This is a genomic window from Pseudonocardia kujensis (assembly GCF_021283305.1).
In the GTDB taxonomy this organism is placed as follows: domain Bacteria; phylum Actinomycetota; class Actinomycetes; order Mycobacteriales; family Pseudonocardiaceae; genus Pseudonocardia; species Pseudonocardia kujensis.
Window position 1 is genome coordinate 62,120 of sequence record NZ_JAJSOK010000008.1, and the last position, 14,858, is coordinate 76,977.

General features: G+C 73.5%; 13 protein-coding genes and 1 pseudogene. 13 read left to right on the plus strand and 1 reads right to left on the minus strand.

Annotated features, from left to right (window positions below; all coding sequences use genetic code 11):
* Positions 1-23: 23 nt before the first annotated feature.
* Complete coding sequence (locus LWC35_RS08415) at positions 24-1,013, plus strand: alpha/beta fold hydrolase (RefSeq protein ID WP_232869474.1); 990 nt, start codon at positions 24-26, stop codon at positions 1,011-1,013.
* Positions 1,010-1,804, plus strand: coding sequence for an acyl-CoA thioesterase (locus LWC35_RS08420; RefSeq protein ID WP_232869475.1), 795 nt, complete (start codon positions 1,010-1,012; stop codon positions 1,802-1,804). The genes LWC35_RS08415 and LWC35_RS08420 overlap by 4 nt, the downstream gene beginning before the upstream one ends.
* 146 nt (positions 1,805-1,950) lie before the next feature.
* Here the strand turns inward: LWC35_RS08420 and bldD are convergent, their stop codons facing one another.
* The gene (gene bldD / locus LWC35_RS08425; protein WP_037038677.1) at positions 1,951-2,442 is read right to left on the minus strand and encodes a transcriptional regulator BldD; all 492 of its coding nucleotides are present in this window, start codon (positions 2,440-2,442) and stop codon (positions 1,951-1,953) included.
* Between the two features lie 603 nt (positions 2,443-3,045).
* Here bldD and pyrR point away from each other — a divergent pair.
* The 11 genes and pseudogenes from pyrR to coaBC form a co-directional block, all read left to right on the plus strand.
* A pseudogene (gene pyrR / locus LWC35_RS08430) lies at positions 3,046-3,621 on the plus strand (bifunctional pyr operon transcriptional regulator/uracil phosphoribosyltransferase PyrR); the annotation flags it as partial.
* A gap of 119 nt (positions 3,622-3,740) precedes the next feature.
* Positions 3,741-4,685, plus strand: coding sequence for an aspartate carbamoyltransferase catalytic subunit (locus LWC35_RS08435; RefSeq protein WP_232869476.1), 945 nt, complete (start codon positions 3,741-3,743; stop codon positions 4,683-4,685).
* Complete coding sequence (locus tag LWC35_RS08440; RefSeq protein ID WP_232869477.1) at positions 4,682-5,986, plus strand: dihydroorotase; 1,305 nt, start codon at positions 4,682-4,684, stop codon at positions 5,984-5,986. The genes LWC35_RS08435 and LWC35_RS08440 overlap by 4 nt, the downstream gene beginning before the upstream one ends.
* Positions 5,983-7,182, plus strand: a complete 1,200-nt coding sequence (gene carA / locus LWC35_RS08445) for a glutamine-hydrolyzing carbamoyl-phosphate synthase small subunit (RefSeq protein ID WP_232869478.1) — start codon at positions 5,983-5,985, stop codon at positions 7,180-7,182. Before LWC35_RS08440 ends, carA begins: the two co-directional genes overlap by 4 nt.
* Positions 7,182-10,484: a carbamoyl-phosphate synthase large subunit gene (carB, locus tag LWC35_RS08450; RefSeq protein ID WP_232869479.1), complete on the plus strand. Its 3,303-nt coding sequence runs from the start codon at positions 7,182-7,184 to the stop codon at positions 10,482-10,484. The genes carA and carB overlap by 1 nt, the downstream gene beginning before the upstream one ends.
* A gap of 82 nt (positions 10,485-10,566) precedes the next feature.
* Positions 10,567-11,397, plus strand: coding sequence for an orotidine-5'-phosphate decarboxylase (gene pyrF, locus LWC35_RS08455; RefSeq protein WP_232869480.1), 831 nt, complete (start codon positions 10,567-10,569; stop codon positions 11,395-11,397).
* Positions 11,398-11,573: 176 nt separating this feature from the next.
* On the plus strand, positions 11,574-12,044 hold the full coding sequence (locus LWC35_RS08460) for a response regulator transcription factor (protein ID WP_232869481.1): 471 nt from the start codon (positions 11,574-11,576) through the stop codon (positions 12,042-12,044).
* A 289-nt stretch (positions 12,045-12,333) separates the two neighbouring features.
* Positions 12,334-12,648 (plus strand): integration host factor, actinobacterial type, encoded by a 315-nt coding sequence (gene mihF, locus LWC35_RS08465; RefSeq protein ID WP_037038688.1) that lies wholly within the window; start codon positions 12,334-12,336, stop codon positions 12,646-12,648.
* An 11-nt stretch (positions 12,649-12,659) separates the two neighbouring features.
* A complete protein-coding gene (gene gmk / locus LWC35_RS08470; RefSeq protein ID WP_372463017.1) occupies positions 12,660-13,277 on the plus strand; it encodes a guanylate kinase in 618 nt (205 codons plus the stop codon).
* A 2-nt stretch (positions 13,278-13,279) separates the two neighbouring features.
* A complete protein-coding gene (gene rpoZ, locus LWC35_RS08475) occupies positions 13,280-13,552 on the plus strand; it encodes a DNA-directed RNA polymerase subunit omega (protein ID WP_232869548.1) in 273 nt (90 codons plus the stop codon).
* 36 nt (positions 13,553-13,588) lie between these two features.
* Positions 13,589-14,803, plus strand: coding sequence for a bifunctional phosphopantothenoylcysteine decarboxylase/phosphopantothenate--cysteine ligase CoaBC (gene coaBC / locus LWC35_RS08480; RefSeq protein ID WP_232869482.1), 1,215 nt, complete (start codon positions 13,589-13,591; stop codon positions 14,801-14,803).
* The last annotated feature ends 55 nt before the right edge of the window (positions 14,804-14,858 follow it).

A 14,858-nucleotide genomic window follows, 5' to 3' on the forward strand; every position in this document is an offset into this window, starting at 1 on the left:
CCCCTCACGACCAGGAGCCGCCCGTGCCCCAGCCCGTGTCCGGGGCCGATCCGGCGCCCGAAGCAGGGCCCGACTCCACCGGGCCCGACTCCGCCGGCTCTGACTCCACCGGCCCCGAGTCGCCGCCCGCCTCCCCGGCCTGGTTCCGTGCCGCCCTCGCCGAGGAGGCCCAGACGGGTGCGGTCGAGGTCGACGGCGCGGCGGTCGCCTTCCGGGCGTGGGGCCCGCCCGGCGAGGGCGTGCTGCTCGTCCACGGCGGCGCCGCGCACGCGCGCTGGTGGGACCATCTCGGGCCGCTGCTCGTCGGGCCCGAGGGCCGGCGGGTGGTCGCGATGGACCTGTCCGGGCACGGCGACTCCGGCCGCCGCGAGCGCTACACCCTGCAGCAGTGGGCCGCGGAGGCGCTGGCCGTGGCCGGCGCCTCCGGGCTCGCCCCGCTGCCGGTGATCCTGGGCCACAGCATGGGCGGGATGGTCGCGCTGATCGCCGCGCAGGAGTTCGGCGACCGGCTCGGCGGTGCCGTCGCGATCGACACCCCGGTGCGCGAGATGCCGCCCGAGGACGAGGCGGCCCGGCAGCGCCGCGCCTTCGGCCCGCTGCGCGTCTACGCCGAGCGGGACCGGGCGGTCCGGCACTTCCGGACCGTGCCGCCGCAGGACGGCGAGCCGTACGTCCTCGCCCACATCGCCGAGCACTCGCTGCGCGCGGTCGAGGGCGGGTGGTCGTGGAAGTTCGACCCGCGGGTGTTCCTGCGCAACGCGCTCACCCCGGAGGACCTCGACATCCCCGGCTGCCGGGTCGCGCTCTTCCGCGCCGAGCACGGGCTGATGCCGAAGCACATGGGCGAGATGGTGAGCGACCGGCTCGGCCGCGGGGTGCCCGTCGTCGAGATTCCCGCCGCCGCGCACCACGTGATGATCGACTCGCCGATCGCGCTGGTCACCGGCCTGCGTACGCTGCTGGCCGACTGGCGGCACTCCCGTGCCGCGACCCCCGGGGAGGTTCCGGCATGACGGCGACCGAGCCGCGCCGCACGCCGCCGACGCTGCTCGACCTGCTGGAGCTCGAGCGCATCGACCGCGACCTGTTCCGCGTGTGCACCGTCTTCGAGGAGGACTACGCCCTCTTCGGCGGCCAGGTCGCCGCCCAGGCGCTGCTCGCGGCCGGGCGCACGGTGCCCGACGACCGGGCGCCGCACTCGTTGCACGGCTACTACCTGCGCGGCGGGCACGCCTCCCGGCCGACGGTGTTCCAGGTGCACCGCGACCGCGACGGCCGCTCGTTCACCGCGCGCCGCGTCGTCGCGATCCAGGACGGCGAGGTGATCTTCAACATGGCGGCGTCGTTCGCGGTGCCGCAGGACGGCCCGGACACCTCGGTCGATCCCGTGCCCGAGGCACCAGACCCCGACACGCTCACCGGCGAGCCGGTCCCGCGCGTCTTCGGTTTCGAGGGGCGGACGGTCCGTGCGCACCCGGGCGCCCGCCGCTACCCGGTCCGCTACTGGACCCGGTGCACGGAGCCGCTGCCGGCGGACCCGCTCGTGCACGCCTCGGCGCTGACCTACATCTCGGACATGTTCGGAGCGTTCCCGCCGGTCGAGGGGGGAGTGCCGGGCCCGAGCCTGGACCACGCACTGTGGTTCCACCGCGCGGTCCGGGCCGACGACTGGATGCTGATCGACCTCGTGCCGCGCAGTGCCGCGGGCGGCCGCAACTGGTACACGGGCACCCTGCACGACCGCTCCGGCCGGCACGTCGCCAGCCTCACCCAGGAGTGCCTGTTCCGCGAGCCGCGCTCCTGATCCGGCCGGGACCACGACGGCGGCGGCCCGGTGACCCGGGCCGCCGCCGTCGGATCACCGCTCCCGTGGGAACTCGTCCCGGTGCCGCGCGCCCTTCCCCGGTGCGCGGTCCCGTGCGGAGCGGAGGTCCGGTGCCGTCGCCGCCGCTACTCGACCCGGTGCGAGGGCCGCGCCTCCGGCGGCAGCACGCCCCAGTCGATGAGCTGGTCGGTCAGCTCGCCCGGGGTCATGTCGTAGATGATCGCCAACGAACGCAGGTCCTCGGCCCGGATGGAGAGGACCTTGCCGTTGTAGTCTCCGCGCTGGGACTGGATCGCGGCGGCGTAGCGGGCCAGCGGGCCCACCTTGTCCGCGGGCAGCTGCTGGAGCCGCTCGAGGTTGATGACGATCTTCGTGGCCGGCTCGGAGCCGGAGGGGACGCGGCCCTCGGGCAGCAGCTCGGCCACCGGGACCCCGTAGAAGTCGGCGAGCTCGGCGAGCTTCTGCACGGTCACCGCGCGGTCGCCGCGCTCGTACGACCCGACGACCACCGCCTTCCAGCGGCCCCCGGACTTCTGTTCGACGCCGTGCAGCGACAGCCCCTGCTGCTGCCGGATGGCCCGGAGCTTGCTCCCGAGGGCCTTGGCGTAGTCGCCCATGTGGCGATCTCCTCATTCCTGGTCTTCTCCGCCGCGGTGGGCCGAAAGTGGACCTCGTACCGCTGAGTGGTGAGCGGGTGGTGCTGAGCGCCGACGCGCTCCGGTGGTGCTCGCTGGTCTCGTCGTGGGACGAGGTCGGTGTCGCCGCGCGGCGGCCACCCTCGCCACTGTCGATCAATACGCAGAGTAATCATGCGCCGGTCTCGCGTCGCAGGTCAAGCCGGGTGGCCCCGGACGGGTGCCAGGTCGGGCTTTCCCACCCGATCGAACGACGGTTCGTCCCCCGTCGGCGGTATCAATCGGGCATCCCGCCCGCCCGGCCGCGACAGCCCGCGAGCGTTGGGGCGCATGGTGAACGTGTGGGTGTGGCCCTGCGTGACGGTACGGGGGGTGACCGTCGCCCTGGGCGCCGACGGGCGTCGCCGGCGACCGGAAGGGGGTTGGCGTGTTGCCGGATCGTGACGAAGCCGTGACCTGCTGTGGCGTCGTCGGACGTGACCGACGGCGCTCCCGCCCGCCCCCGACGACCACCCGTCGCTTGATAACCTCGGACCCCGACAGTCCTTTAACCCCGTCCCGTGAGGCGGGAAAGGAGAGCACCTCGTGGCGAACGATCGCCGCGGGGACGTCGGCGAGGGGCAGGACCCTGCCCGGGAGCTGCTCAGCAGTGCCGACGTCGCCCGCACCATCGCGCGCATCGCGCACCAGATCATCGAGAAGACGGCGTTCGGGCCGGGCAACACCGGGGACCTCGTGCTCCTGGGCATCCCCACGCGCGGGGCCGTGCTGGCCCGCCGGCTCGCCGCCGCCATCACCGAGTTCACCGGCGTGGCCCCGGCCGTCGGCTCGGTCGACCCGACCCTCTACCGGGACGACCTGCGCCGCGGACCCACCCGCGCGCTCGTCGACACCGCGGTGCCGGAGGGCGGGATCGACGGCAAGCTCGTCGTCCTCGTCGACGACGTCCTCATGTCGGGCCGCACCACCCGCGCGGCGCTCGACGCGCTGAGCGACGAGGGCCGCCCCCGCGCCGTCCAGCTCGCCGTGCTGGTCGACCGCGGTCACCGCGAGCTGCCGATCCGGGCGGACTACGTGGGCAAGAACGTGCCCACCTCGCGCGCCGAGAAGATCCTGGTCCGGCTCACCGAGTCCGACGACCGGGACGGGGTACTGATCCAGCGGCCGGGGGCGGCGCCCGCGGAGCCGGGCGTCGGCACGGAGGCGGAGCCGAGCGTCGGCACGGAGGCGGAGCCGACCATCGGCACGGAGGCGGAGCCGACGACCGACGGAGACGACGCGTGAAGCACCTGCTCTCGATCGCGGACCTGGACGCGGCCACCGCGACCGGCCTGCTGGACACCGCGAGCAGGCTCAAGGACACCCTGCTGGGCCGCGAGGTCCGCAAGCTGCCCACCCTGCGCGGTCGCACCGTCGTCACGCTGTTCTACGAGGACTCGACCCGCACCCGGGTGTCGTTCGAGATCGCCGGCAAGTGGATGAGTGCCGACACGATCAACGTCAGTGCCAAGGGCTCGTCGGTGTCGAAGGGCGAGTCGCTGCGCGACACCTCGCTGACGATCTCCGCCATGGGCGCGGACTGCGTGATCGTCCGGCACCCCGCCTCGGGCGCGGCGCACCGGATCGCCGCCTGGGCCGACAAGGACGCGGGCACGACCGGCACCCACACCTCGATCGTCAACGCGGGCGACGGCACCCACGAGCACCCCACCCAGGCGCTGCTCGACGCGGCCACGCTCCGGGAGCGGCTGGGCTCGGTCGCCGGACGCCGGATCGGGATCGTCGGCGACGTCCTGCACTCGCGGGTCGCCCGGTCCAACGTGCTGCTGCTCTCCACGCTGGGCGCGGAGGTCGTGCTGATCGCCCCGCCCACGCTGCTACCCACGGGTGTCGCGGAGTGGCCGTGCCGGGTCGCGCACCACCTCGACGCCGAGCTCCCCGCACTCGACGCGGTGATGATGCTGCGCGTGCAGGCCGAGCGGATGCACGGCGGCTTCTTCCCGAGCGCCCGCGAGTACTCGATCGCCTACGGGCTCGACGAACGCCGGCTCGCCCTGCTGCCCGAGGGCACGCCCGTGCTGCACCCCGGCCCGATGGTGCGCGGCATGGAGATCGCGCCCGCCGTGGCCGACGCCCCCAACGCCGCGGTCCTCGCCCAGGTGCGCAACGGCGTGCACGTGCGGATGGCCGTCCTCTACCACCTGCTCGCCGGAGCGCCCGAATGACAGACCTGCTGAACGACCTGCTGATCCGCAACGCCCGGCCCTACGGCGACGAGGCCGTCGACCTGCTCGTCCAGGACGGCGTCGTCACCGGGATCGGTACCGGCCTGACCGCGCCCGAGGGCACCGAGGTGTTCGACGCCGGCGGCCACGTCCTGCTGCCCGGGCTCGTCGACCTGCACGTGCACCTGCGCGAGCCGGGCGGCGAGGAGTCCGAGACCATCGAGACCGGCTCGCACGCCGCCGCGCTCGGCGGCTTCACCGCGGTCTTCGCGATGCCGAACACCGACCCGGTGGCCGACACCGCCGTCGTCGTGGAGCACGTGCGGCGCCGCGGCGAGGAGGTCGGCCTGGTCGACGTCCACCCGGTCGGCGCCGTGACCACCGGGCTGAAGGGCGAGAAGCTCGCCGAGCTCGGGACGATGGCGGCGTCGGCGGCCCAGGTGCGGATGTTCTCCGACGACGGCCGCTGCGTGAACGACCCGCTGATCATGCGCCGGGCGCTGGAGTACGCCAGCGCGCTCGACGTCGTCATCGCCCAGCACGCCGAGGACCACCGGCTCACCGACGGCGCGCAGGCCCACGAGGGTGCGATCGCGTCCCGGCTCGGCCTGGCGGGCTGGCCCGCCACGGCCGAGGAGACGGTCGTCGCGCGGGACTGCGCGCTGGCCCGCGAGGCCGGTGCGGCGCTGCACGTCTGCCACGTCTCCTCGCTGCACTCGATCGCGGTCCTGCGGGCGGCGAAGGCGCAGGGAGTGCGGGTCAGCGCCGAGGTGACCCCGCACCACCTGCTGCTCACCGACGGGCGGCTGACCGGCTACGACCCAGTGAACAAGGTCAACCCGCCGCTGCGCACCGGGGCGGACACCCAGGCGATGCGCGAGGCGCTGGCCGAGGGGGTGATCGACGTCGTCGCGACCGACCACGCCCCGCACGCGTCGCAGTACAAGGACACGGAATGGGCGGCCGCGAAGCCGGGCATGCTGGGGCTGCAGACGGCCCTGTCGGTCGTGATCCACACGATGGTCGAGCCGGGCCTGCTGGACTGGCACGGGGTCGCGCGGGTGATGTCGGAGCGGCCGGCCGAGATCGGGAACCTGCCCGACCAGGGCCGGCCGATCGCGGTCGGGGAGCCGGCGACGTTCGCGCTGGTCGACCCGGACGCGCAGTGGACGGTGCGCGGCCCGGCGCTGGCCAGCAGGGCGGCGAACACGCCGTACGAGGGAATGCGACTGCCCGGAGCGGTGGTCGCGACGGTTCTGCGTGGCCGGATCACGGCCCGCGACGGGAAGGTTGTGGCATGACCAGCCCCACCATCGACGCAGTGCTCGTCCTCGAGGACGGGCGGATCTTCCGGGGCGAGGCCTTCGGCGCCGTGGGCGAGACCCTGGGCGAGGCCGTGTTCACCACGGGCATGACGGGCTACCAGGAGACCCTGACGGACCCGTCGTACCACCGCCAGATCGTGGTGCAGACCGCGCCGCAGATCGGCAACACGGGGTGGAACGGCGAGGACGACGAGTCCACCGGCATCCAGGTCGCCGGCTACGCCGTGCGCGACCCCAGCCGCCGGCCGTCGAACTGGCGGGCCACCGGCTCCCTGGAGGACGCGCTGCGGACCCAGGGCGTCGTCGGCATCTCCGGGATCGACACCCGCGCGGTCGTGCGGCACCTGCGCGAGCGCGGCGCCATGCGCGCAGGCGTCTTCTCCGGTACCTCGCTGGGATCGGACGAGATGCTCGTCGAGCGGGTGCGGCAGAGCCCCGGCATGGAGGGCGCGGACCTCTACGGCGCGGTCACCACGGCGACCCCGTACGTGCGGGAGGCGGTGGGGGACAAGAAGTTCACCGTCGCCGCCCTCGACGTCGGGATCAAGTTCAACACCCCGCGGATGATGACCGAGCGCGGTATCGAGGTGCACGTGCTGCCGGCCGACACCTCGTTCGAGCAGCTGCTCGCCGTCAACCCCGACGGGGTCTTCGTCTCCAACGGCCCGGGCGACCCGGCCACGGCCGACGTCCCGGTGGAGCTCACCCGGCAGGTGCTGGAGCGGCGGATCCCGCTGTTCGGCATCTGCTTCGGCAACCAGATCCTGGGCCGCGCGCTCGGCCGCGGCACCTACAAGCTGCGCTACGGGCACCGCGGGATCAACATCCCGGTCGTCGAGCACGCCACCGGGCGGGTCGCGATCACCTCGCAGAACCACGGCTTCGCGGTCGAGGGCAGTGCGGGGGAGCGCTTCGACACCCCGTTCGGCACCGGCGTCGTCAGCCACACCTGCCCCAACGACGGCTGCGTCGAGGGGCTCACCGGCCTGGACTTCCCGGCCTTCAGCGTGCAGTACCACCCGGAGGCGGCCGCGGGCCCGCACGACGCCGCGGACCTGTTCGACCGCTTCTGCCAGCTCATGACGGACAACCCGGTGACCCACGGGCCGGCGGGGATCGAGGAGCCCGGCGGGCGACACCGCCTGCTCGACCAGAACGGGGGAGCGGTCTGATGCCGCGCCGCGAGGACATCCGGCACGTGATGGTGATCGGCTCCGGCCCGATCGTCATCGGACAGGCCGCCGAGTTCGACTACTCCGGAACCCAGGCCTGCCGCGTGCTGCGCGCCGAGGGCCTGCGGGTCTCGCTGGTCAACTCGAACCCGGCCACGATCATGACGGACCCCGAGTTCGCCGACGCGACCTACGTCGAGCCGGTCACCCCCGAGTTCGTCGAGAAGGTCATCGCCGCCGAGCGGCCCGACGCGCTGCTGGCCACCCTGGGCGGGCAGGTCGCGCTCAACACGGCGATCGCCCTGCACGAGAACGGGGTGCTGGAGCGCTACGGCGTCGAGCTGATCGGCGCCGACGTCGACGCCATCCAGCGCGGCGAGGACCGGCTGAAGTTCAAGCAGATCGTGCAGGCGGTCGGGGGCGACGTGCCGCGGTCGGCGGTCTGCCACTCGATGGAGGAGGTCAGGGCCGCCGTCGCCGACCTCGGGCTCCCGGTCGTCATCCGGCCGTCGTTCACCATGGGCGGACTCGGCTCCGGCATGGCCCACACCGAGGAGGACCTGGAGCGGCTCGCCGGCGGCGGGCTCGCGGCCTCCCCGGTCACCGAGGTCCTCATCGAGGAGTCGGTGCTGGGCTGGAAGGAGTTCGAGCTCGAGCTCATGCGCGACCGCCACGACAACGTGGTCGTCGTCTGCTCGATCGAGAACCTCGACCCGATGGGCGTGCACACCGGCGACTCGATCACCGTCGCGCCCGCCATGACGCTGACCGACCGCGAGTACCAGCAGATGCGCGACGTCGGCATCGCCGTGCTGCGCGAGGTCGGCGTCGACACCGGCGGCTGCAACATCCAGTTCGCCATCCACCCGGAGACGGGCCGGCTCGTCGTCATCGAGATGAACCCGCGCGTCTCCCGCTCGAGCGCGCTGGCCTCGAAGGCCACCGGCTTCCCGATCGCGAAGATCGCGGCGAGGCTGGCCGTGGGCTACACGCTCGACGAGATCCGCAACGACATCACCGGCGAGACCCCGGCGGCCTTCGAGCCGACCCTGGACTACGTCGTGGTGAAGATCCCGCGGTTCGCCTTCGAGAAGTTCCCGGGCGCGGACCCCGAGCTCACCACCACGATGAAGAGCGTCGGCGAGGCCATGGCGCTCGGCCGGTCGTTCCCCGAGGCGTTCGGCAAGGCACTGCGTTCCATGGAGCGCAGCGCGATCGGCTTCTGGACCACCGCCGACCCGGCGCAGCCCCACACGGACGACGAGATCCGCACCCCCACGGACGGGCGCATCTACGCCGTCGAGCGGGCGCTGCGAGCGGGCCGGACCGTCGACGAGGTCGCCGAGATCTCCGGCATCGACCCGTGGTTCCTCGACCAGATCCAGCTGCTCGTCGAGCTGCGGGCCGAGATCGAGGCGGCCCCGGTGCTCGACGCCGCGCTGCTGCGCCGGGCGAAGCGGGCCGGTCTGTCGGACCGCCAGCTCGCCGCGGTGCGCCCCGAGTTCGCGGGCGAGGACGGCGTGCGCGCGCTGCGGCACCGGCTGGGCATCCGGCCCGTCTACAAGACGGTCGACACGTGCGCCGCCGAGTTCGCCGCGAAGACGCCGTACCACTACAGCGCCTACGAGACCGACCCCGCGGCGGAGTCGGAGATCGAGCCGCAGACCGAGAAGCCGAAGGTGCTCATCCTCGGCTCGGGCCCGAACCGCATCGGCCAGGGCATCGAGTTCGACTACTCCTGCGTGCACGCCGTGCAGGCGCTGCGCGAGGCCGGGTTCGAGACCGTCATGGTCAACTGCAACCCGGAGACGGTCTCGACGGACTACGACACCGCGGACCGGCTGTACTTCGAGCCGCTGACGTTCGAGGACGTCCTCGAGGTGGTGCACGCCGAGCAGCAGTCCGGCCACGTCGCCGGCGTGATCGTGCAGCTGGGCGGTCAGACCCCGCTCGGCCTCGCGCAGCGGCTCACGGCGGCCGGGGTGCCGGTCGTCGGGACGTCCGCGGCCGCGATCGACCTGGCCGAGGACCGGGGCGCTTTCGGCGAGGTGCTGCGCAAGGCGGGTCTGCCCGCCCCGGCGTTCGGCACCGCGACGAGCTTCGAGCAGGCCCGGGAGATCGCCGACCGGATCGGCTACCCCGTCCTGGTGCGGCCCTCCTACGTGCTCGGCGGGCGCGGCATGGAGATCGTGTACGACGAGTCCACGCTCGCCGGCTACATCGCCCGCGCCACCACGATCTCCCCGGACCGCCCGGTGCTCGTCGACAAGTTCCTCGACGACGCGATCGAGATCGACGTCGACGCCCTGTGCGACGGCGAGGAGGTCTTCATCGGCGGCGTGATGGAGCACATCGAGGAGGCCGGCGTGCACTCCGGCGACTCGTCGTGCACGCTCCCGCCGATCACGTTGGGGCGCAGCGTGCTCGAGGCCGTGCGGACCTCGACCGAGGCGATCGCGCACGGCGTCGGGGTGCGGGGCCTGCTCAACGTGCAGTACGCCCTGCACGGCGAGACGCTCTACGTCCTCGAGGCCAACCCCCGGGCGTCGCGCACGGTGCCCTTCGTGTCGAAGGCGACCGCGGTCGCGCTGGCCAAGGCGGCGGCGCGGATCATGCTCGGCGCCTCGATCGCGGACCTGCGGGCCGAGGGGATGCTCCCGCAGCAGGGCGACGGCGGCGAGCTGCCGGCCGACGCGCCCGTCGCGGTCAAGGAGGCCGTGCTCCCGTTCAACCGCTTCCGCACCCCGACCGGCCAGGGCGTCGACCCGCTGCTGGGCCCGGAGATGAAGTCGACCGGCGAGGTCATGGGCATCGACGCGTCCTTCGGGCCCGCGTTCGCCAAGTCCCAGGCCGCGGCGTACGGCTCGCTGCCGAGCGAGGGCAAGGTCTTCGTGTCGATGGCCGACCGGGACAAGCGCGCCATGGTGTTCCCGGTGCGCCGGCTCGCCGACCTGGGCTTCGAGGTGCTCGCCACCGAGGGGACCGCGGAGGTGCTGCGGCGGCACGGGATCACGACCACGGTCGTGCGGAAGCACTCGCAGAAGGAGGAGGGCGAGACGATCGTCGACCAGATCCTGGCCGGCGAGGTCGCGCTGATCGTGAACACGCCGTACGGCAACTCGGGCCCGCGCGTCGACGGCTACGAGATCCGTGCGGCCGCCGTGTCCCGCGGGGTCCCGTGCATCACCACCGTGCAGGGCGCCTCCGCCGCGGTGCAGGGCATCGAGGCGAAGCTGCGCGGGTCGATCGGCGTCCGCTCCCTCCAGGACGCCCACGCGGCCCTGAAGAAGGCCCGCCCATGATCGCGTTATGGAACCATAACGCGATTTCCGAGCGCTTTTTCGCGCATTATGGAACCATAATGCGGTCGACGCGGGGGGTGTCGTGAGCTTCGGGGAGCGGCTCGCCGCGGCGGTCGACCGCTTCGGGCCGCTGTGCGCGGGCATCGACCCGCACCCCGGGCTGATCGCCGAGTGGGGCCTCACCGACGACGCGGACGGGTTGTCCCGGTTCTGTGCCGCCGCCGTCGAGGCCCTCGCCGGGCACGTCGCCGTGGTGAAGCCACAGGCGGCGTTCTTCGAGCGGCACGGGTCGGCGGGGATCGCCGTCCTGGAGCGGACCCTTGCCGACCTCGCCGGCACCGGCACGCTGTCGCTGCTCGACGTGAAGCGCGGCGACATCGGCTCGACCATGGACGGCTACGCCGACGCCTACCTCGGCGTCGGCGCGGCCGTCGCGGCGGACGCGATCACGGTCTCGCCGTACCTCGGGTTCGGGTCCCTCGAGCCGGCCTTCCGGGCCGCCGAGGAGGCCGGGCGCGGGGTGTTCGTGCTGGCCCGGACGTCGAACCCCGAGGGCGGCTCGGTGCAGCTGGCGAGCACCGACGGGCGCACGGTCGCCCAGGCGATGGTCGACGGCGCGGCGGGGCGCAACACCGGTGCGTCGCCGCTGGGCGGGATCGGTGTGGTCGTCGGTGCGACCCACGACCACGGGCTCGAGCTCGGGGCCCTCAACGGCGCCGTGCTGGCCCCCGGGCTCGGGGCCCAGGGAGCGACCCCGCGGGACGTCGCGGAGCGCTTCGCGGGCCTGTCCGGGCTCGTGCTGCCCGCGGCCTCGCGCTCGATCCTCAAGGTCGGGCCGGAGGTGGCCGCCCTGCGCGCAGCGGCCGAGGCCCAGCGGGACGAGCTGGCGGCGGCGCTCACCGCCCTGCGCTGAACGTCACGCCGGGTCCTGCGCGCCGGTGAACCCCGCGGCGGTCCCGGCGTGAGCGTCACGCCGGGCCCTGCGCCCGGTGATCCCCTCGCCGACCCCGGCCCCGCGAGCGGCCGGGTCGGCCGGCTGATATCGCCGGCGCACGTGTTCACCCGTTCGGAGGGGATGGTGGCACCCTGGTGTCCGCCGTCGCGGCCCGGCAGGCTGTGCTGACCGCGCGGCCGGGACCGGTGCCGCGCGGCCCGGGGGAGGTGTCGTCGGTGGCCGGAACGGCGGACGAGGTGGTGGACGTCCTCATCGTGGACGACCAGCGCCCGTTCCGGACGGTGGCGCGCACCGTCGTGGGGATGGTCGGCGGCTGGCGCGTGGCCGCCGAGGCCGAGACTGGCGAGCAGGCCCTGGTCGAGGCCGAACGGGTGCATCCCGCGGTCGTGCTCATGGACATCAACCTGCCCGGGATCAACGGGATCGAGGCCACCCGGCGGATTCTCGAGAGCGATCCGGCCGCCCGCGTGGTGCTCCTGTCGACCTACGCCCTCGACGATCTCCCCGGCGACGCGGCCCGGTGCGGCGCCGTGGCGTACATCAACAAGGAAGACCTCACACCGGCACGGCTGCGCGCCCTGGGGTCGGTGGAGCGGGCGGGCTGAGCGCCGCGGCGCCCTCGGACGCACGATCGTGACGGACGACACCGGCGACGCGCCGGTCCGGCGCGCCGAACGGGCGCGTCGCCGTAGCCACCGCGCGGCCGCTCGTGGTATCACCCGGACGGGTGTGGACGACCGCGCCTGTGGCATCAAACCCACAGGTGGCACCCCCGTTGGCATCCCGAACGGGTGCGTGGGTACGTTCGCTCCCGGCCCCGGAACCACCCACCGGGGACGGCGATCGCCGCCACCGGACGATCGCCCTCGCGCACGACGAAAGACGGAGGAGACCGTGGCCCTTCCCCAGCTGACCGAGGAACAGCGTGCCGCCGCGTTGGAGAAGGCCGCGGCCGCCCGCCGGGCCCGGGCAGAGCTGAAGGACCGGCTCAAGCGCGGCGGGATCACCCTCGCCGAGGTGCTGAAGCAGTCCGACACCGACGAGGTGCTCGGCAAGATGAAGGTGTCGGCCCTGCTCGAGGCCCTGCCCAGCGTCGGCAAGGTCCGTGCGGCGCAGATCATGGAGCGCCTCGAGATCGCCCCGAGCCGTCGCCTGCGCGGCCTCGGCGAGCGGCAGCGCAAGGCGCTGCTGGCCGAGTTCCCTTCCTGAGAGGGGGCGGCGTGCCGGCAGGACCGCCGCCCCGCCGGGGCCGGCTGATGGTGCTCGCGGGACCCTCCGGGGTCGGGAAGAGCAGCATCGTCGACCGGCTCCGATCGGAACTCCCCGACCTCCACTTCAGCGTCTCCGCGACCACGCGGGCGCCGCGGGAGGGGGAGGTCGAGGGGATCCACTACCACTTCGTCGACCCGGCCGAGTTCGACCGCCTGATCGCCGACGGCGAACTGCTGGAGTGGGCCGAGGTGCACGGCGGCCTGCAACGCTCCGGGACCCCGCGCGAGCCCGTCGAGCGCGAGCTCGCCGCCGGTCACCCGGTGCTCGTCGAGGTGGACCTGCAGGGGGCGCGCTCGGTCAAGCGGGTCATGCCGGAGTCGGTCACGGTGTTCGTCGAGCCGCCCTCGTTCGAGGAGCTGGCCCGGCGGCTCACCGACCGGGGCACCGAGACCCCCGAGGTCCGGGAGCGCCGGCTGCGCACCGCCGTCGAGGAGATGGCGGCGCGTGACGAGTTCGACGTCGTCGTCATCAACGACGAGGTGCAGGCCGTCGTCGACCGGTTGGTAGAGTTGTTGGTCGCACCTGCGGAGTTCCCGCATTCGTCCGTCTCTGGAGTTTCTGAGTGAGCATGCCGCTGACCGGCGCGGTCGCCGGTTCCATCCCCGAGGGCATCACCAACCCGCCGATCGACGACCTGCTCGACAAGGTCAGCTCGAAGTACGCGCTGGTGATCTACGCGGCCAAGCGCGCCCGGCAGATCAACGACTACTACTCCCAGCTCGGCGAGGGCCTGTTGGAGTACGTCGGCCCGCTGGTCGAGCCCGGCCCCCGCGAGAAGCCGCTGTCGATCGCCATGCGCGAGATCCAGAGCGGCCTGCTCGAGCACACCGAGGGCGAGTGAGCCCGGCCGGCTGCACACCGTTGGCGTGAGGACGGCATGACCGCACCGAAGGTCCTGCTCGGCGTGGCCGGCGGCATCGCCGCCTACAAGAGCGCCGAGCTGCTGCGGCGGCTCACCGAGACCGGCCACTCCGTGCGGGTCGTCCCCACCGGGTCGGCGCTGAACTTCGTCGGCGCCGCCACGTTCGAGGCGTTGTCGGGGCAGCCGGTGCACACCGGCGTCTTCTCCGACGTGCCGTCGGTCCAGCACGTGCGGCTGGGCCAGGAGGCCGATCTCGTCGTCGTCGCCCCCGCCACCGCGGACCTGCTGGCCCGCGCGGTGCAGGGCCGCGCGGACGACCTGCTCACCGGTTCGCTGCTCGTCGCCCGGTGCCCCGTGTTCTTCGTCCCGGCGATGCACACCGAGATGTGGGAGCACCCGGCGACCCGGGCCAACGTGGCGACCCTGCGCGCGCGGGGCTCGGTCGTCATGGAGCCCGCGTCCGGGCGACTCACCGGCAAGGACACCGGCCCCGGCCGGCTGCCCGATCCCGCGGAGATCGCCGAGCTCGCTCGGCTGCTGCTGGAGCGGGGCGACGCGCTGCCGCGGGACCTCGAGGGCCGGCGCGTGGTCGTCTCGGCCGGAGGCACCCGCGAGCCGCTCGACCCCGTCCGCTACCTGGGCAACCGTTCGTCGGGTCGGCAGGGTTACGCCCTGGCGAAGGTCGCGGCCCAGCGGGGCGCGCACGTCACGCTCGTCGCGGGGCACACCGCGGAGCTGGCCGACCCGGCGGCCGTCGAGGTCGTCAAGGTCGGGTCCGCGCTGGAGATGCGCGAGGCGATGCACGCAGCGGCCAAGGGGGCCGACGCCGTGGTGATGTCCGCGGCGGTCGCCGACTTCCGGCCGGCCGCGCTCGCCGCGCACAAGATCAAGAAGGACGGGTCCGAGCCGGAGCCGCTGCACCTGGCGCTCAACCCGGACATCCTCGCCGAGCTCGTCGCCGCCCGGGAGCCGGGCCAGGTCGTGGTGGGGTTCGCCGCCGAGACCGGCGACGACACCGCGGACGTGCTGGAGTACGGCCGCCGCAAGCTCGCGAAGAAGGGCTGCGACCTGTTGCTGGTCAACTGGGTGGGCGAGGGCGGAGCCTTCGAGAACACCGAGAACCAGGGCTGGCTGCTGGGTGCGGACGGCGGCGAGACGCAGATCCCGAACGGCTCGAAGGCGTTGCTGGCCTCGCGGCTGTGGGACGCGGTGGCCGCCCGGCTGGCCTGAGGTCGCGCAGGTCCGTCGGTCGCGACGAGACCCGAGAACGCACGAGGGGCGGTCC